The following is a 17,455-nucleotide window of genomic DNA, read 5'->3' as shown; positions in this document are numbered from 1 at the left end:
GGGCGAGAGACCGAGGACGGATAACGGATGCCTTCACTTAAGGATCTGAAAAACCGGATCGCCTCCGTCAAGGCGACGCAGAAGATCACCAAGGCGATGCAGATGGTCGCCGCGGCGAAGCTTCGGCGTGCGCAGGACGCGGCCGAGGCCGCCCGGCCTTACTCGCAGCGTATGGCTGCCGTGATGGCAAACATCGCCGATGCCGTGGGCAGCGGTGACGATGCGCCACGGTTGATGGCCGGGACCGGCAAGGACGACACTCATCTTCTGGTGGTTTGCACCGCCGAACGTGGGCTTTGCGGTGGCTTCAACAGCCAAATCGCCCGGTTTGCGCGCGAACATGTGCGCAAGCTGGTTGCCGACGGCAAGACTGTGAAGATCATCTGCGTTGGCAAGAAGGGTTACGACATCCTTCGCCGCGAGTATTCGTCGCTGATCATCGAGCGGGTTGATTTCCGTGAGGTCAAGCAGATGAGCTTTGCCCAGGCCGAAACGGTTGCCGGCAAGGTGATGAGCCTGTTTGAGGAAGGCGGCTTTGATGTTTGCACCCTGTTCTACTCGGAATTCAAATCCGTGATCAGCCAGGTGCCAACCGCGCAGCAGCTTATTCCGGCTTCTGCCGCTCCGGTTGAAGCGGATGCAGGTGCCATGGCAATCTATGACTACGAACCCGACGCGACCGAGATCCTGGAGGATCTGCTGCCGCGTTCTATCAAGGTGCAGATCTTCAGGGCGCTGCTTGAGAATGTCGCCGGCGAAATGGGTGCGAAGATGTCCGCAATGGACAGCGCTACCCGCAACGCAGGCGAGATGATCGACAAGCTGTCGATGAGCTACAACCGTCAGCGGCAGGCCCAGATCACCAAGGAACTTATTGAAATCATCTCCGGCGCGGAAGCGCTCTAAGGGACACGAAAGAGGGTAAGACGATATGGCTAAGGCAGCTACCCCGGCAACCAAGCCCGCAGCGGCAACCAGATCCGCAGCGGCGAAAAAACCCGCAGCGGCGAAGAAGCCCGCAGCACGCGCGGCCAAGACAACCACTGCCAAGGTTTCGGCCGCGGCATCCGGCTCGAAGGGTCGCATTTCGCAGGTGATTGGCGCGGTTGTGGACGTTTCGTTCGACGGTCCGTTGCCGCGTATCCTGAGCGCGCTGGAAACTCAGAACATGGGCAACCGCCTGGTTCTCGAGGTTGCGCAGCACCTGGGTGAAAACACCGTCCGCACCATCGCCATGGACTCGACCGAAGGTCTGGTTCGCGGCCAGGAAGTGGTCGATACCGGCGCCGCAATCTCGGTGCCTGTTGGTGACGAGACGCTCGGTCGCATCATGAACGTGATCGGTGAGCCGGTGGATGATGCCGGTCCGATCAAGACCAAGGCGACACGCGAGATCCACCAGGATGCGCCGTCCTATGTCGAGCAGTCGACCGAAGCGGAAATTCTGGTGACGGGCATCAAGGTCGTTGACCTGCTTGCGCCTTACGCCAAGGGCGGCAAGATCGGCCTGTTCGGCGGTGCCGGCGTGGGCAAGACGGTGTTGATCATGGAACTGATCAACAACGTGGCGCGCGCCCATGGTGGTTACTCGGTGTTCGCCGGCGTTGGCGAGCGCACCCGCGAAGGCAACGATCTCTATCATGAAATGATCGAATCGGGCGTGAACAAGCATGGCGGCGGCGACGGCTCCAAGGCTGCGCTCGTCTATGGTCAGATGAACGAGCCTCCAGGCGCCCGCGCCCGTGTTGCTCTGACCGGTCTGACCGTGGCTGAGCATTTCCGCGACCAGGGCCAGGACGTGTTGTTCTTCGTCGACAACATCTTCCGCTTCACCCAGGCGGGTTCGGAAGTGTCGGCACTTCTCGGCCGTATTCCTTCGGCTGTGGGCTACCAGCCGACACTGGCCACCGATATGGGCCAGATGCAGGAACGCATCACCACCACCAACAAGGGCTCGATCACTTCGGTGCAGGCGATTTACGTGCCGGCCGATGACTTGACCGACCCTGCTCCGGCAACCTCGTTTGCCCACCTTGACGCCACCACCGTGTTGTCGCGTGCGATTTCGGAAAAGGGCATCTACCCGGCCGTGGATCCGCTTGACTCGACTTCGCGCATGCTCGACCCGCAGATCGTCGGTGAAGAGCACTATGAAGTGGCACGTAAAGTGCAGTCGACGCTGCAGCGCTACAAGTCGCTTCAGGACATCATCGCCATTCTCGGCATGGATGAACTGTCGGAAGAAGACAAGCTGACCGTGGCACGGGCCCGCAAGATCGAGCGCTTCCTGTCGCAGCCGTTCTTCGTGGCTGAAGTGTTCACCGGCGCTCCGGGCAAGCTCGTTGATCTCGAAGACACCATCAAGAGCTTCAAGGGTCTTGTCGAAGGTCAGTATGACCATCTTCCCGAGCCGGCCTTCTACATGGTTGGCACCATCGAGGAAGCCATCGAGAAGGCGCAGCGTCTTGCTGCGGAAGTCGCCTAAACAGAAAATACGGACCGCGCCGATCGTGACGATTGGCGCGGGTTCTCGTCTGGCACTACGGTAAAGTGAAGGTCATGGCTGACAACTTCAATTTTGAACTCGTATCTCCCGAGCGGTTGCTGTTGTCAGCTTCCGCCACCGAAGTCGTGCTGCCCGGTACGGATGGCGAAATGACCGTGATGGCGCATCATGCACCGACCATGACGACCATCAAGCCCGGCGTGGTCAGTGTCGTGACAGCGGAAGGCGCGACAGAACGCTACGTCGTGTTTGGCGGTTTTGCCGACATCCTGCCCGATGGCTGCACACTGCTTGCCGAATCGGCTGTTGCGGTGGGTGATATCGACCGTGATGATCTCGCACAGCGTTTGCAGGATGCGCGGGAAGATGTCGCCGATGCGAGCTCCGATGCCGCCAAGCAGAAGGCGCAGGATTATCTTGATCACCTGACGACGCTCAACGAGGCGATCGTGTCTGCCTGAGCAATTCGGCAAGAAACAGGATAATTTGGAACGGGCGGCCTGCGGGCCGCTTTTTCTTTGCAGGATGGTCCGGACACGAACGTTTCTGACAGGCTGGCTCTAACGTTCAGATCGCTCTGAGCCTCAATGGCTTTGTTCGCTTCGGCATGCGCCATTGCGCCGGCGCGGCAGTTGATCCTGGCACCGATGCCGCAGGGTTCAAACGTGATGTTCTTAAAGCGCGCGCTGCACGGCGGCGCGGGCATGAAGCCGGGTCGTGTCATAAACCGGGATGAGGTCGTAATCCGGCGGTACGATCGCTGTGATCTCCGAACAGGCAAGGATCAAGCCTTGAGCCCCACGCCGGTGCAGCTTGCCGATCAGTTCCGAAACATAGCGACGTGAACTGGCGTGTATGACGCCGTCAGCCAGTTCGTCGATTATGATCTGGTGCACACGTTCCCGTTCGTCCGCTTCGGGCGTTATCATGGCAATGCCATAGTGCTTTTCGAGCCATTCCTGGTAGAAATCTCCTTCCATCGTGTCTCGCGTGCCGATCAATGCTACCAGCCTGTGTCCGTCATTATGGACCATTGCCGCGGCAGGTTCGGCAATATGCAGCAGATCAAGTTTGGAATTGCAGGTGATGTGGTCGGCCACCTGATGCATGGCATTGCTGGTCAATACGATGAAATCAGCGCCACCATTCTTCAGGCTCCGGCCCGCTTCACCGAGAATCGCGCCGATCTCCGGCCAATCATTGTTGCACTGATGCTGATGCAGCATATGGGAATCCACCGAATGCAAGAGGATGCGTGCGGTATGCTCACCACCAAGTTGGCGGCGGGTGTATTCATTGATCATTCGGTAGTAGTCGGCAGTGGTCTTCCAGCCCACGGCGCCCAACAAACCGATCAACTTCATTCGGGTACCCCCGCCAAATGTGAAAAGGCCGCAACCACCTGCTCATAGGCCCGCCGTTTGAAAGGCACGATCAATTCGGGAAGCGTCGCCATTGGCTTCCATTCCCATGCATCAAATTCCGGTTTGTGGCCTTCCGGGGGCGGGTTGATTCGGATTTCACGCTCGTTGCCGGTAAACCGGAGGGCAAACCAGCGCTGGCGCTGTCCACGGTATTTGCCCTTCAGGCCAATGCCGATCATATGATCGGGAAGATCATAGTCGATCCAGTCAGGTGCTTCGGCGATCAGTTCGACCGACGTGATTCCGGTTTCCTCATAGAGTTCCCGCACCGCGGCCATGTAGGGGTCTTCACCCTTGTCGATCCCGCCTTGCGGCATCTGCCAGAGTTGCGGTGAGCCATCATATTCGGTGTTGCCCTCCGAAATGCGCCGACCGGCCCAGACCAGTCCACGCGTATCGAGCACCATGATTCCCACGCACAGCCGGTAGGGCAGGTTGGTCCCTGGCTTTGTGTCCACTGTCTTCCCGCCCATGTATTCGCTCATCCTTCCGGATCTTCGGCGCCCGCGGAGGCCGAGACTATCTCTATGCCGCGGGCCTTGGCTTCGTTGGCCCAGCTGGCGATTGCGTCCACACTTACCTCGAATGCCGAGGCCACCCCTATTGCAATTCCATTGCGCCGGGCCGAGCGCTCAAGATCATCGAGTTTGGCAAGAATGTAGCCGCGCTCCTGTGTGGCGTCGAGGACCATATCGGCCGCAGCGAAAGGAATTCCGAGTGTCTTGGAGAAGGGCTCGGTAAGCGACTGGGCGGATGTGCCGTCGTCAAGGAACATGAGCCCGCGGTCGGCGATATCGCGCATCACCGGTTCAAGCGCGTCCGCGTCGGAGAGAAACCTTCCGCCCATGAAGTTGGTGATCCCGGTGTAGTTGGTAATCCGGGCCATGGAGGCGTGCAGATTATCCAGATTTGCCTCTGCCCCTGCCTCCACGGTCAAGGTGCGCGGGCCGGGATCGTTGGCCGGGTAGTCGAAAGGTTCAAAGGGGATCTGCAACAGGATTTCGTGGCCTTCGCGACGGGCCTCCTGCATCCAGCGCTGAAGGCTGTTGCCATTGGCGGCGAAGGCCAGCGTGATGTCTTCCGGCAAGGCGGCGATTGCATGCTGGGTGCCGGTCTGGCTCAGGCCGAGACCGCCGACAATTATGACAACACGCGCGCCCCGCGCTCCTGACCAGGGCCGGCCATAGATGTCGAAAGGGCGCTCGCCGTTCTCGCCACGCACCGGCAGGTCGCCGATACCGGCCTCTTCAAGGACGGATGGATCGGGCAAATGTGCAAGCCGCGGGTTCTGGCCCACGCGCCCGGGCGGAGTGAGCAGCACCGGACGGTTGTCCGGCCGTTGAAGCGGTGTGATCGTGACGATCTCGTTGCCATCGTCATCAAGGGTTTTGACGACCTCCGCACCGGACTGGCCGTGAAGCGACTGAAGCGGGTCGTCGGAGGTGCCGGAAATGCCCGAGCCCGATTGTCCGGAAACCGAGTCTTCCTTCTGGTTCTGGGCAGATGCCACATCAACTGTGTCGGGCGGCGTGTCAGATCCGGGTCCGCTCGCAGTTACCGATGTTCCCAACCGTTCGATTTGTGAGCTGGAGAAAGCTATCCATCCTGCGCTGCCAAGAATGGCAAGAAGGACGAGGCCGATCGCAAGTCTGGAAGCCCAAGCGGATGCTGGCCTGGCCTGGCGCTGGGCCGAGGGCCTGGTGTTTGTTCCCAGCGGCTTGTGAATGTCATTGCCCAAGATATTCTGCCCGAATCCCGATGCGATCCCGAATCCCGGTGCGGCCCTGAACCCTGTTGTGGCATTGAATCAGTCCGCCGCCGTTGATGCAAGACAGACTTGCACAAATGAGGCGGCGGACAAAGGTGTCGTCAGTTCTCGTTGGCAGCCTGGTCCGGGTTCGGCGGGAACGCCGGATCGGTCTTCTCGCCACGAAGCAGTTCCATCGCATAGCCGAGCTGAACATCGTCCTTCGGATCCGGCGGGACATAGGCAATCGAACCGGAGCCCTCTTCGTCCTCGTTCTCGCCCTGGATGTGACCGCGAAGTTCGCTCTCGCCAGAAGGCTTCACACGGCCGCGCAATTCTTCAGGGACCGGCTGTTCGACGCGGATGTCCGGCTTGATCCCGGTGCCCTGGATCGATGTGCCTGACGGCGTGTAATAGAGCGCAGTTGTGAGACGCAGGGCTGTCGACGAATCGAGCGGAATGATGGTCTGCACGGATCCCTTGCCGAAGGAGCGGGTGCCGAGCACGGTGGCGCGGCGGTGATCCTGAAGCGCACCGGCGACAATTTCCGAGGCAGATGCGGAACCGCCATTGATCAGCACGATCACCGGCTTGCCACCGGTCAGATCGCCCGGACGGGAATTGAAGCGGCGGGTTTCCTCGGCATTGCGGCCGCGGGTCGAGACGATTTCGCCGCGGTCAAGGAACGCATCCGAAACGCTGATGGCCTGATCGAGAAGACCACCGGGGTTGAGCCGCAGATCGAGGACAAAACCCTTGAGTCTGTCTTCGCCAATTTCATCGGTCATCTTTTCGATGGCGTCGGAGAGGTCATCATAGGTCTTTTCGGTGAAGGAAATGACCCGGAGATACCCGATATCATCCTCAACGCGGGAACGCACCGCCTTGACCGCGATGATGTCGCGAACGACCTTGATCTTGATCGGAGCGTCGGCGCCCTCACGCAGGATGGTCAGTTCGATGGCTGTGTTGACGGGCCCGCGCATCTTATCAACCGCCTGGCCGAGCGACAGGCCGCGAACCGGCTCGCCATCAATCTCCGAGATGAAATCACCGGACAGAACACCGGCTCTGGAGGCCGGGGTCTCGTCGATCGGCGTGATCACCTTGACCAGTTCGTCTTCCATGGTGACTTCGATGCCGAGGCCGCCAAATTCGCCGCGGGTCTGGGTCCGCATGTCGTCGGCAGCTTCCTGGTTCAGGTAGCTCGAATGTGGATCAAGCGAGGTGAGCATGCCGTTGATAGCGTTTTCGATCAGCTTGTCTTCTTCCGGCGGTGTCACGTATTGCGCCCTGACGCGTTCGAACACGTTGCCGAAGATGGCAAGCTGGCGATAGGTCGCCGCACCCGCAGCTTCGGCAGAGCTGCCGAAGACATTGATTGCGCTCATTGCCGTCGCGCCCATCAAAGCGCCGACTGCCAAAAGTGTCACCTTACGTATCATTGCTTGCCTTTCCCGAAGACCTCGGGTCTTTCCACCATGCACGCGGATCGACCGGTTGACCGTCTTTTCTAAACTCAATGTAGAGCGTTGGACGCTCCGAGGCCAGCGTCAAAGCCGCCGAGCCTGCAAATCTTGTCTGGCCCATGGTGGCCAGAGGCTCGCCGGAAAGCACGAATTGGCCAGCTTTGACCTCGATTGTTTCCATTCCGGCAAGAACCAGATGATGTCTTTCTCCGACATCGAGAATCACCACCTGCCCATAGCTCCTGAAGGGGCCCGCATAGGCCACCCAGGCATCCACCGGCGAACGCACCACATCCCCTTCACTGGACGCAACAACCTCGCCGGTGAGCGAATGGCCTGCACCGTCATCGGCGCCAAAGAAACGAACCGGTTCGCCTTCGACCGGCCTGTCGAGCGTTCCAAGAAGTCTTGAAAACGCATATGCCGGGGCAATGCGGTTTTTGTCGGGCAGCGCGGTGGCGGCGAAAGCGTGGGCCCGTTCAAGCTGCTCGGCGAGCCGCTGCTGGCGCTCCTGTTCAGCCACTCGTGCAGCTTCGGCGGCGCGCTGAAGATCTTCGATCTCGCCGGCCAGGGAGGCAATCACCGATTCGAGCTCGCTCGAGCGGACGGTGAGCGCTTCTGCACGGGTTTGCTCCCGAATGAGGCGGCGCCGGCTTTCTGCCTGAAGTGCCACTTTCTCTGCGGCGAGTTCGGCCAGCCGCTTCTCTTCGGCGGCGTTTTCAGCCAGCGCGCTGGCGAGGGAGCTGCGTTCGAGCGCAATTGCCTGCCTGAGCGCCGCAAGCTCCTTGAGGTCTCCGGCCAGCGCTTCCGTTTCTGCGCGGATTTCTGGCACCACAGCACCAAGAAGGATTGCACTGCGAACCGAAGACAGCGCATCCTCGGGGCTGACGAGCAGTGCGGGTGGCGGATCGCGGCCGATGCGCTGCAGCGCTGCGAGCACTTCGGCAAGGACTGCGCGGCGCGAGATCAGAGACAGGCGCACGGCCTCCTGGCGCTCCGAAAGATCGACCATTGCCGTTTCACCTTCGGCAATGCGCTGATCAAGCTCGGCGCGGCGTGCACCGGTGGCGTTGATCTTCTCATCCAGATCCTGCTGGTCGTTGCGCAATGCTGCCATGTCGGATTCAAGGGCGGCGAGCGCGCGGGCTGTTGCTGCGGCCTGTTCCTCGACAGACTGGAGTTCGAGATTGTTCGCCTGCTTCTGCTCTTCAAGCTCGCTGGCAACCTGTGAGGCGCCTGGCTCGTCAGGACCGATCGGTTCATTGGGGTCGGTGGCGTGGGCCGGGAACGAAAAGCCGAACCAAAGTGCCGCTGTCATGGCCGCAGCGATGCGCCGGATCCGGGTCCGGTGTGGCTGAGCTCCAGGCGATGTGTGCGGCACACAAATCATTGCACAATGATAACTGCTTTGCCGCAAATCCTCCATGTCCCATATTGTCCTGGAAGATCACTTCTTTGCGACCCGGCGCGCGTGGACGACGCTATCGGGCTGGTCGTTGTCAGGACGCGCTCAGGCCCGGTGGTAGGGATGGCCGGCCAGAATGGTGACAGCCCGGTAGAGCTGTTCGGCTGCCATGATGCGCACCAATTGATGTGGCCAGGTCATTCGCCCGAAGCAGATCACTGCGTCTGCTTTCGCATGCAATGCCGGGTCAAGCCCGTCGGGACCACCAATGGCAATCACTAGATCGCGGCGGCCATCGTCGCGAAAGCGAGCCAGGAGGTCGGCAAAGCCGGGTGAATCAGGTGTCTTGCCGCGCTCGTCAAGCAGGATCAGGGCTGCGCCGCCTCCAAGATGGCGTTCAAGCTGAGCCGCTTCCTCGCGCTTGCGCAACTCGGCGGTTGCAGCGCGGCTTTCAGCCACCTCAATAACGCGGGCGAAATCAAGACCCAGCGCGCTGCCGGATTTGGCGAAGCGGTCGAGATAGCGGGCTGACAGATCACTTTCGGGGCCAGATTTGAGCCGCCCGACGGCAAACAGGGAGACGCGCATATTGGCCGTGCTTTTCTGTTTGAGATCAGCGCAGTCCGCTCTCGGCCGCCCTGTCCCACGGGACTGGGCGGTTTCACCTCTGATCCAGACAACCGGAAGGCCGGGTCAGGCCGGTCCGGTCAATGCAGTTTCTCGTCCTCGATTTCCGGGGTCTGCCACATCTTTTCGATGTTGTAGAATTCCCGGATTTCAGGGCGGAAAACATGGACGATGACATCGCCGGCATCGATCAGCACCCAGTCTCCGGTGGCCAGACCCTCGACCCGAGGTGTGCCATAGCCGGCATCCTTGAGTTCGCTGATCAGGCGGTCGCAGACCGCAGCGACATGACGGTTGGAGCGGCCTGAAGCCACAACCATATGATCGGCCAGCGCCGATTTGCCCGCGATATCGATGAAAACGGCATCTTCTGCCTTTGAGTCCGCGAGACTTTCACGGACCAGTTTAAGCTGGCGCAAAGCAGACTGTTCTCCGCTACCCGCCGCTTGTGAGAACCCGCTCGTCGCGGTTCCCTTTTCGTGTGCTGTTCTCAGGGTGGTTCCTTTCCTTTTCCTGAACAGTCCAACAGGCGACTCAGGCGATGAAACCTTCAGGTCGCTCCTTAAAGATAGTCACGGACATGTTGCAATTTCAAGACGCGGGATTTGAAAGGGCCCGCAGCTCCCGGCGAATGGCGCTTGAGGACAGCGACGAGCGCGGTCCGTGAATGAAGGTCCAGGCCGGCGCGGTCATGAACGGCAGCACTGCGGCATCATCCTCATCGACGCGGGCCTTGGAGTAGGTCTTGGCCACTTTCGAGGACAGGTAGGCGAGTGTCGAACCCGGCCGGTCGATCACTGCGAGGGGGACGGTTTCAGTGATGCCGCGCCAGTTCTGCCAGTGGTGAAAATGCTTGAGATTGTCTGCCCCCATGACCCAGACGAAGTGGACGCCGGGATTGCGGGCCATCACGAAGTCCAGTGTCTGGGCAGTATAATTCAACCCGTGAGCGGCCTCAAAGGCAGTGACCTTGACGCGTGGTCCGGGCGCGATGTCCCGGCTCAGCTTGATTCGATCTTCAAGGCCGGCGAGCTCGTTGTGGTTTTTAAGCGGATTGCCGGGGGTGACCATCCACCACAATTGATCAAGCTGCAGGCGTCTCAGCGCGATCTCGGCCACCAGCACATGGCCCTGATGCGGCGGGTTGAAGGATCCGCCAAACAGGCCGACGGTCATACCCTTCTCGACATGCGGCATTTTCAAAAAGGGCGGAAGTGACTTGAGCTGCACCGTCAGGGCCGTGTCTGACCCGTGCCACGCACGCGATACTTGAAAGAGGTCAGTTGTTCGACGCCGACGGGGCCGCGGGCATGCATCTTGCCGGTGGCGATACCGATTTCAGCTCCCATGCCGAATTCACCGCCATCGGCGAACTGGGTCGAGGCATTGTGCAGCAGTATCGCCGAATCTACCTCGTTGAAGAAGCGTTCAACGACGCGGCTATCCTCGGCGATCACGGCTTCGGTGTGATTGGAGGAATAGGTGGCGATATGAGTGATGGCGCCATCGATGCCGTCAACGAAGCGGGCCGAGATGATGGCGTCGAGATACTCGGTGCGCCAGTCTTCCTCGGCCGCGGGTTTGGCTTCAGGAACGAGGGCACAGACATCCTCATCGCCACGGATTTCGCAGCCCGCGCCGAGGAGATCTGTGAGAAGGCTCTTGGCCGTGTCCAGGTCGAGGGAACGGTCAATCAGCAGGGTTTCCGCCGATCCGCAGATGCCGGTGCGGCGCATCTTGGCGTTGACCACGATGGCGCGCGCCATCGCCGCATCGGCAGAGGCGTCGACATAGATGTGGCAGAGCCCCTCGAGATGGGCGAAGACCGGTACGCGCGCATCGGACTGGACGCGGGCCACCAGGCTCTTGCCGCCGCGCGGTACGATCACATCCACCGCGCCGCCAAGGCCGGTGAGCAGTTCACCGACCGCGGCCCGGTCGCTGACCGGGATCATCTGGATCGCATCGCCGGGCAGGCCAGCCTGCTCGAGGCCTTTGACCAGACAGGCGTGAATGGCGCGGGAGGAATGAAACGAATCCGATCCGCCGCGCAGGATCACGGCATTGCCGGATTTGAGGCACAGCGCTCCGGCGTCCGCGGTGACGTTGGGCCGGCTTTCATAGATCACCCCGATGACGCCGAGCGGCGTGCGCACGCGTTCGATTTTCAGCCCGTTGGGCCGGTCCCAGGCGGCGATCACATCGCCGACCGGATCGGCTAGCGCGGCAATGGCCTGCATGCCGGCAATGATGCCGTCGATGCGGGCATCATCAAGCTTGAGACGGTCGACAAAGGATGCGGCCATGCCGGATGCCAGTGCCGCTTCGACATCGATCTGGTTGGCGTCGAGGATGGTCTGTCGCTCGGCGTCAATGGCAATTGCCATGGCTTCAAGCGCTGCGTTCTTCTGGTCCGGGCCCGCGATCGCCAATGGCCGTGCGGCAGCCGTCGCACGGCGGCCGATATCGGCCATCAGCTCGGCAATGTCAGCCTGCGAATTGGTCTTTTCAAGCATAGCGGGTCTCCCGGCGGCGATCAGGCGATTGTCTTACGCAATCGTGGGGATTGCGTAAAGCCGGGATGCGCCCTGGATCACCGATCCGGCCCGGATCAGATCCGTATGCGTTACTGGCCGGGTCGTAACCAGATCAGGCTCAGCTTATCACCATGTCATCACGGTGAAGCATGGCGGTGCGGCCTGAATAGCCCAGAATGGCTTCGATCTCACCGGATTTGCGGCCGGCGATCCGGCGGGCCTCATCGGCGTCATAGCCTGAGAGGCCACGGGCGATCTCACGGCCATTGGCGTCACAGACGGCCACCGGATCACCGCGCTGGAAGTCGCCCGCAACGCTGACGACGCCCGCGGGCAGCAGACTCTTGCCCGAACGGAGCGCGGCCTCTGCGCCTGCGTCGATTACCAGGCGGCCGGAGGGATCGAGTTGGCCCGCGATCCAGGTTTTGCGGGCGGTCTGGGGTGTGCCCGAGGGTTTGAACCAGCTCGAACGCGCGCCCGTGTCGATGGCGGCAATCGGATGATCCGCTTTGCCCGAAGCGATGATCATGGCGCAACCGGCACTGGTGGCGATCTTGCCGGCGTCGATCTTGGTCTTCATGCCGCCGCGGGAAAGTTCGGACCCGGCGTCGCCAGCCATGGCCTCGATCTCCGGGGTGATGGCTTCGATCTCTGGAAGAAAACGGGCGTCAGGATCGTTGGCTGGCGGGGCGGTGTAGAGCCCGTCAATGTCCGACATCAGAATCAGAAGATCGGCGCCGACCATGGTGGCGACGCGGGCGGCCAGACGGTCATTGTCACCATAGCGGATTTCGGATGTGGCAACGGTGTCGTTCTCGTTGATGATCGGGACCGCCTTGCGGCGCATCAGTTCGCCCATGGTCGCGCGGGCATTGAGATAGCGCCGCCGCTCCTCGGTGTCGCCCAGCGTCAGCAGGATCTGGCCGGCAACGATTCCGTGGGTGGAGAGGCCGGTGGACCAGGCCCGCGCCAGCGCAATCTGGCCGACGGCTGCGGCAGCCTGGCTTTCCTCAAGCCTGAGTGCAGCCGGGGGCAGGCCGAGCACGGTGCGGCCAAGCGCGATGGCGCCTGACGAGACCACCAGAACGTCAGCGCCTGCCTGTTTGAGGGCGGCGATGTCGGTGCAGAGTGAATCAAGCCAGGCGGACTTGAGACCGGACTTGCGATCGACCAGCAATGCGGAGCCGATCTTGATGACGATGCGCTTGTGCGCGGAGAGCGGTTTTCGGCTGGCGGTCATGATCAGTCTTCCGCGCGGCCCGCATCATTGTCGATGTCCTGGTCTGCCCTGTCCTTGACAATGACATCGCGCAGGGCTCGCAGTGCGCCGGTCATGCCTTCGCCTGTGATGGCGGACAGTTCGTACGGGGCTCGTCCGGCGGCCTTCTTGAGGGCGCGGACTTTTTCCGCGCGGGTTTCAGCATCCAGCACGTCGACCTGGCTCAAGGCGACCACTTCCGGCTTCTCGGCAATGCCGTGGCCATAGGCTTCAAGCTCGTGGCGGACCACGCGGTAGGCTTCCGCCACGTCTTCCTCCAGCGCCGAAACCAGATGCAGCAGCACCCGTGTGCGCTCGACATGGCCCAGAAACCGGTCGCCGATGCCCACGCCCTCATGGGCGCCCTCGATCAGGCCGGGTATGTCGGCCAGAACGAATTCACGGTTGTCGATGGTGGCGACGCCGAGATTGGGATGGAGCGTGGTGAAGGGATAATTGGCGATCTTCGGCCGGGCCCGAGTGACCGAGGCCAGGAAGGTGGATTTGCCTGCATTGGGAAGGCCGACAAGGCCGGCATCCGCGATCAGCTTGAGCCGAAGCCAGACGGTTTTTTCCTCTCCGGCCAATCCGGGATTGGCGTGCCGCGGGGCCTGATTGGTGGCGGTCTTGAAATGGGCATTGCCGAAGCCGCCATTGCCGCCCTTGGCGATGCGGTAGCGCTCGCCCACGGTGGTGAGGTCACAGACCAGGGTCTCGTTGTCTTCCTCGAAGACCTGAGTTCCGGCAGGCACTTTCAGCGTGATGCTGGCGCCGTTTGCGCCGGTGCGGTTGCGGCCCATGCCGTGAACGCCGGTCTTGGCCTTGTGATGCTGCTGGAAGCGGAAATCAATGAGCGTGTTGAGCCCGTCGACTGCCTCGACCCAGACATCCCCGCCGCGCCCGCCATCGCCGCCATCCGGTCCGCCGAATTCGATAAACTTTTCACGGTGAAAGGAAATGGCACCTCCACCGCCGTCTCCGGCGCGGATGTAGACCTTGGTTTCATCGAGGAATTTCATAGGAGTTGACCGATCCGGCTTGCAACGCGAGGCGGCCGGATTGGCAGGCGCCTCCGGCTTTGCGCGCATCGATAGCGGTCTGTGCGCGCAAGGTCAAAGATTATCGCGGTTTTGAGCCCTTTGGAGGCCGTGCCGCGCACTGATTTCAGACGTGCAGGCCGGCTAAGCTCGACTTACGGCCGGATAGATTTCGCTGCGTTGAGGGTGCGGGCGAAATTGACCTTCACGCGGGCCACCGGGAGCAGGAACTTCGTGACCAGCGCTGAGTTGCGCAGGGTCCCGTCATTCTTCAGTGTGAGCTTGTCGTAAAAACGCACGATGTTGGGCTTGCCGCCGGGGTTGAGATCGACGCGGTAGGTGAAGCGGGCCACATTGCCTGATACCCGCACCGTTGTTTCGCCGATCACATCCTCGCGGGTGCCGCTGTAGGTGCCCGGGCCAGTGCGGGTGAAGATCCAGGTTTTGGTGTCACGTTCGCCGTCACCATAGATGAAGTCCTCGCGAAGGGTGAGAACAGGTCCGCGTACATGGCCGGTCAGATCCACCCGGAATGTGCGTGTGGTGCCGTTGATCGCACCAAACCGGCCATAGGCGAAGGTCTTCCCTTTGAAGAAGTCTTCAAGCACCAGACCGGCCTTGCCACCCTGGGCGTGAGCCTTGTGGGCCGGCAGGGAAAGAGATGCAAACAGCATCGCAAACATCGAGAGGGCAAGCGAACGCGGAAGGGTCATGGGGTTTGCTCCGGTGTGACAGCCTTTCTACGCGAAACGGCTCCGGGCGGATTGGTCGCCGGCATTGCGGTTCATGACGGAGTCAGAGCGGCGGCCAGGGGGATCTCCTGGCCGCCAGGTTTTTTTACCGCGTCAGCGCTCCTGATGGCTCCAGCTCATCAGCGACATCCAGGTCTTGCGATCAAGCCGGAACCATTCCATCGAGACCGAGGCATTGAGTGAAAGTACCGGGTGCATCTCGGTGCCCTGAAACTGAAAGCCGCTTTTCTGCAGCACCCGCCGTGAGGCGGGGTTGGTGACCCGGCAACGAGCATCGATATGGTTGATGTCGCGGGTTCTGAAGGCCATGGCGATCAGTGCGTGGGCGGCTTCGGTGGCGATGCCGCGGCCCCAGAAGGGTTCGCCCACCCAGTAGCCGAGTTCGAGCGAATTGCCGGTCTTGCCGGTTTGCAGCGAACAGCATCCGAGAAAACGGCCGCTGTCAGCTTCGGTGATGGCATAGACGCAATTGCCATTCTCGCGTTTGGCCGAGGCTTTTACAAAGGTCTCGGCGTCGGTGCGGCCATAGGGATGCGGCATGCGCGACAGCATGGTGGCGATCGCCGGGTTGTCCGCGAGAATGGCAATGGCGTCAATGTCCTCGGCGTGCGGCGCTCGAAGGACCAGACTTTCGCTCAACAGAACGGGGCAGTGGGGCGCCGCATCGGTGGGTGGCCGCGCTTCGGGACTTATGCTGTCAGGTGGCGCGCTCGGCGCGCTGAATTCGCTGCTTTCGGGGTCATGTCTCATGGTCATTCTCCGTTTTTGGACAAAAAGAAAGGGGAGATGGCGTTCCATCTCCCCTGCCTTGTCCGGTAATCCGGAGGATGCCTGTTTCGGCCGGGTCAATGAGACGCCGGCTGATAAAGAATCCGGCTTATTCTGCTGCTTCGGCTTTCGCCACAACGGATACGTAAGTTCGGCCGTTGGCTTTCTTGCGGAAGTCAACATTGCCAGGCTGCACGGCAAAAATGGTATGGTCAGTACCAATGCCGACGCCCGTGCCCGGATGCCACTTGGTTCCGCGCTGACGAATGATGATGTTTCCGGAAATCACAGCTTCGCCGCCGAACTTCTTCACGCCGAGGCGCTTGGAGTTCGAATCGCGACCGTTGCGCGTGGAACCGCCAGCTTTTTTGTGTGCCATGGGTCTGCTCCTGTTCCGCCCTCAAGGGCGATTGTCTGTTTGCGGCCTTAAGCCGCCAGGGCCCGAACGGGCGGTTGATTACTTCGCGAGTGCCTTGGCCTGCTCGCGCCAGTCCGAAATCTGATCGGCGCTGAACGGCATGGCTTCGTCGATGCGGGTGATGTCAGCGTCAGACAGAGCCGCCACCTGTGCAAAGGTGGTGATGCCCTGTTCGGCAAGCTGACCGGCTGCGACCGGGCCGATGCCCTTGATCTTGGTCAGATTGTCGGGCTCGCCAGCCGGTGCGGTGAACAGCGGCGCTGCAGCTGTTTCAGCCTTTGGTGCAGCTTCCTTCTTGGTCTCGGCCTTCGGGGCCGCGTCCTTCTTTGCCGCTGCCTTCTTGGCTGGCTTCGCACCGCCGGTCAGGATGTCGGTGATCTTGACGACAGTCTGGTGCTGGCGGTGACCGCGAATGCGCTTGGAGTTCTGGCGGCGGCGCTTCTTGAATGCGAGAACCTTGCGGGCACGGCCCTGCTCGACAACTTCGGCAACAACCATTGCGCCTTCGACGAACGGTGCGCCAACAGATGCGCCGGCGCCTTCGCCGACCATGAGGATTTCGTTGAATTCAACGGTATCGCCTGCAGCGCCTTCGAGCTTCTCGATGGTGAGAACGTCATTGGCTGCAACGCGGTACTGCTTGCCGCCGGTTTTGATGACTGCGAACATCTTTTGTCCTTTCGTGTTCATCCGGCTCTCACTTGTCAAAGCGGGCCGTCTTTTTGCCAGTCGGAAACGAATCGGCCGATCCATGGCTGGGTCTGCCGGGTGAAGCCTGTGGTGCAGCCCAGTGTGGGAGCACGCATCCAAAGGCGAACGGCGCAGGAAGCCCCACGCCGCATTCGGTTCGCGGGATACGTGAGGCGGGCCAAAGAGTCAAGCAATATCCAGCCAGTCTCCGGGCCTGGAACCAGCGCCGTGATGCGGGCGGACAACAGGCCTGCCGGCACGGCTGCAAATTTTGTCCTTGTCTAAGCGGTCCATCGCTAGTATTGAACCGCCGCGCATCAAAATGCGCCGACCAAAGACGCGGAGAGGTGGCTGAGTGGTCGAAAGTACCGCACTCGAAATGCGGCGTGGGGGCAACTCCACCGTGGGTTCGAATCCCACCCTCTCCGCCATTTCTTTTCTTAAATGATTGGTTTTAAAGAATAATTGTGGAGATTGGATCTTCTATTCCACATTTCATACCACATATTGTTTTGCTTCTCTCTGAGCCTTGCTGGACGACACATAACCAACTTTATGGCTGGCACAGATTTCATTTAGCATCGAGTGAAGGTGGGGCCTTCGCCGCAGTGCGCACCTAAATCACTTTGGGTCGCAGAAGCCGGGCCTTCGCAGCGTTGGCCACGAATGGCTGAAATGGGGTCGGGAACTGACTGGTGGCTTCTGGTATTCCAGGCATCGTTGGCGCTGGCGCTCGGACTCTCAGTTATTGTGCAACAGAATAGCGGCGTAATCTGGCTCAACGCCATTTTCATCGACGACGGATTTGGCACGCTAG

At 60.9% G+C, this 17,455-nt stretch carries 18 protein-coding genes and 1 tRNA gene; 4 read left to right on the top strand and 15 right to left on the bottom strand.

Annotated elements, in window-relative coordinates:
- Nucleotides 1-27 precede the first annotated feature (27 nt).
- From HPDFL43_RS20235 to HPDFL43_RS20225, 3 genes are all read left to right on the top strand, one after another.
- Nucleotides 28-906, top strand: a complete 879-nt coding sequence (locus tag HPDFL43_RS20235; RefSeq protein ID WP_007199287.1) for a F0F1 ATP synthase subunit gamma — start codon at nt 28-30, stop codon at nt 904-906.
- Between the two features lie 25 nt (nt 907-931).
- On the top strand, nt 932-2,485 hold the full coding sequence (atpD, locus tag HPDFL43_RS20230) for a F0F1 ATP synthase subunit beta (RefSeq protein ID WP_007199286.1): 1,554 nt from the start codon (nt 932-934) through the stop codon (nt 2,483-2,485).
- Nucleotides 2,486-2,559: 74 nt separating this feature from the next.
- Nucleotides 2,560-2,967: a F0F1 ATP synthase subunit epsilon gene (locus HPDFL43_RS20225; RefSeq protein ID WP_007199285.1), complete on the top strand. Its 408-nt coding sequence runs from the start codon at nt 2,560-2,562 to the stop codon at nt 2,965-2,967.
- Nucleotides 2,968-3,180: 213 nt separating this feature from the next.
- On the opposite strand, the gene HPDFL43_RS20220 is transcribed toward HPDFL43_RS20225, so the two are convergent.
- The 15 genes from HPDFL43_RS20220 to HPDFL43_RS20150 form a co-directional block, all read right to left on the bottom strand.
- Nucleotides 3,181-3,870: an aspartate/glutamate racemase family protein gene (locus HPDFL43_RS20220; protein WP_007199284.1), complete on the bottom strand. Its 690-nt coding sequence runs from the start codon at nt 3,868-3,870 to the stop codon at nt 3,181-3,183.
- On the bottom strand, nt 3,867-4,403 hold the full coding sequence (locus HPDFL43_RS20215) for an RNA pyrophosphohydrolase (protein WP_052093372.1): 537 nt from the start codon (nt 4,401-4,403) through the stop codon (nt 3,867-3,869). Before HPDFL43_RS20215 ends, HPDFL43_RS20220 begins: the two co-directional genes overlap by 4 nt.
- A gap of 8 nt (nt 4,404-4,411) precedes the next feature.
- Nucleotides 4,412-5,668 (bottom strand): divergent polysaccharide deacetylase family protein, encoded by a 1,257-nt coding sequence (locus HPDFL43_RS20210; RefSeq protein ID WP_007199282.1) that lies wholly within the window; start codon nt 5,666-5,668, stop codon nt 4,412-4,414.
- A 131-nt stretch (nt 5,669-5,799) separates the two neighbouring features.
- Nucleotides 5,800-7,122 carry a S41 family peptidase gene (locus tag HPDFL43_RS20205; RefSeq protein WP_040449403.1) on the bottom strand — a complete coding sequence of 441 codons (1,323 nt, stop codon included), beginning with the start codon at nt 7,120-7,122 and terminating at the stop codon, nt 5,800-5,802.
- Nucleotides 7,112-8,464 (bottom strand): murein hydrolase activator EnvC family protein, encoded by a 1,353-nt coding sequence (locus HPDFL43_RS20200; protein WP_169743270.1) that lies wholly within the window; start codon nt 8,462-8,464, stop codon nt 7,112-7,114. Before HPDFL43_RS20200 ends, HPDFL43_RS20205 begins: the two co-directional genes overlap by 11 nt.
- Before the next feature lie 192 nt (nt 8,465-8,656).
- On the bottom strand, nt 8,657-9,139 hold the full coding sequence (gene rlmH, locus HPDFL43_RS20195; protein ID WP_007199279.1) for a 23S rRNA (pseudouridine(1915)-N(3))-methyltransferase RlmH: 483 nt from the start codon (nt 9,137-9,139) through the stop codon (nt 8,657-8,659).
- 119 nt (nt 9,140-9,258) lie between these two features.
- Nucleotides 9,259-9,732 (bottom strand): ribosome silencing factor, encoded by a 474-nt coding sequence (rsfS, locus tag HPDFL43_RS20190; protein ID WP_156970350.1) that lies wholly within the window; start codon nt 9,730-9,732, stop codon nt 9,259-9,261.
- 37 nt (nt 9,733-9,769) lie between these two features.
- Nucleotides 9,770-10,375 carry a nicotinate-nucleotide adenylyltransferase gene (locus HPDFL43_RS20185; RefSeq protein ID WP_007199277.1) on the bottom strand — a complete coding sequence of 202 codons (606 nt, stop codon included), beginning with the start codon at nt 10,373-10,375 and terminating at the stop codon, nt 9,770-9,772.
- Nucleotides 10,376-10,410: 35 nt separating this feature from the next.
- Nucleotides 10,411-11,694, bottom strand: a complete 1,284-nt coding sequence (locus HPDFL43_RS20180; protein ID WP_007199276.1) for a glutamate-5-semialdehyde dehydrogenase — start codon at nt 11,692-11,694, stop codon at nt 10,411-10,413.
- A 139-nt stretch (nt 11,695-11,833) separates the two neighbouring features.
- Entirely contained in the window at nt 11,834-12,955 is a 1,122-nt protein-coding gene (gene proB / locus HPDFL43_RS20175; protein WP_007199275.1) for a glutamate 5-kinase, read from the bottom strand.
- A 2-nt stretch (nt 12,956-12,957) separates the two neighbouring features.
- Nucleotides 12,958-13,992: a GTPase ObgE gene (gene obgE, locus HPDFL43_RS20170; protein ID WP_040450620.1), complete on the bottom strand. Its 1,035-nt coding sequence runs from the start codon at nt 13,990-13,992 to the stop codon at nt 12,958-12,960.
- Nucleotides 13,993-14,165: 173 nt separating this feature from the next.
- Nucleotides 14,166-14,723, bottom strand: coding sequence for a DUF3833 family protein (locus HPDFL43_RS20165; RefSeq protein WP_007199273.1), 558 nt, complete (start codon nt 14,721-14,723; stop codon nt 14,166-14,168).
- Nucleotides 14,724-14,855: 132 nt separating this feature from the next.
- Complete coding sequence (locus HPDFL43_RS20160; protein ID WP_007199272.1) at nt 14,856-15,518, bottom strand: GNAT family N-acetyltransferase; 663 nt, start codon at nt 15,516-15,518, stop codon at nt 14,856-14,858.
- Nucleotides 15,519-15,639: 121 nt separating this feature from the next.
- Nucleotides 15,640-15,909 (bottom strand): 50S ribosomal protein L27, encoded by a 270-nt coding sequence (rpmA, locus tag HPDFL43_RS20155; RefSeq protein ID WP_007199271.1) that lies wholly within the window; start codon nt 15,907-15,909, stop codon nt 15,640-15,642.
- 78 nt (nt 15,910-15,987) lie between these two features.
- On the bottom strand, nt 15,988-16,617 hold the full coding sequence (locus HPDFL43_RS20150) for a 50S ribosomal protein L21 (protein WP_040450616.1): 630 nt from the start codon (nt 16,615-16,617) through the stop codon (nt 15,988-15,990).
- 362 nt (nt 16,618-16,979) lie between these two features.
- Between HPDFL43_RS20150 and HPDFL43_RS20145 the strand changes: the two genes are divergently transcribed.
- Nucleotides 16,980-17,069, top strand: a tRNA-Ser gene (locus HPDFL43_RS20145).
- Nucleotides 17,070-17,455: the final 386 nt, after the last annotated feature.

The sequence above is a fragment of the Hoeflea phototrophica DFL-43 genome (assembly GCF_000154705.2).
Taxonomy (GTDB): Bacteria; Pseudomonadota; Alphaproteobacteria; order Rhizobiales; family Rhizobiaceae; genus Hoeflea; species Hoeflea phototrophica.
This window is presented reverse-complemented; position numbering and strand designations above follow the sequence as displayed.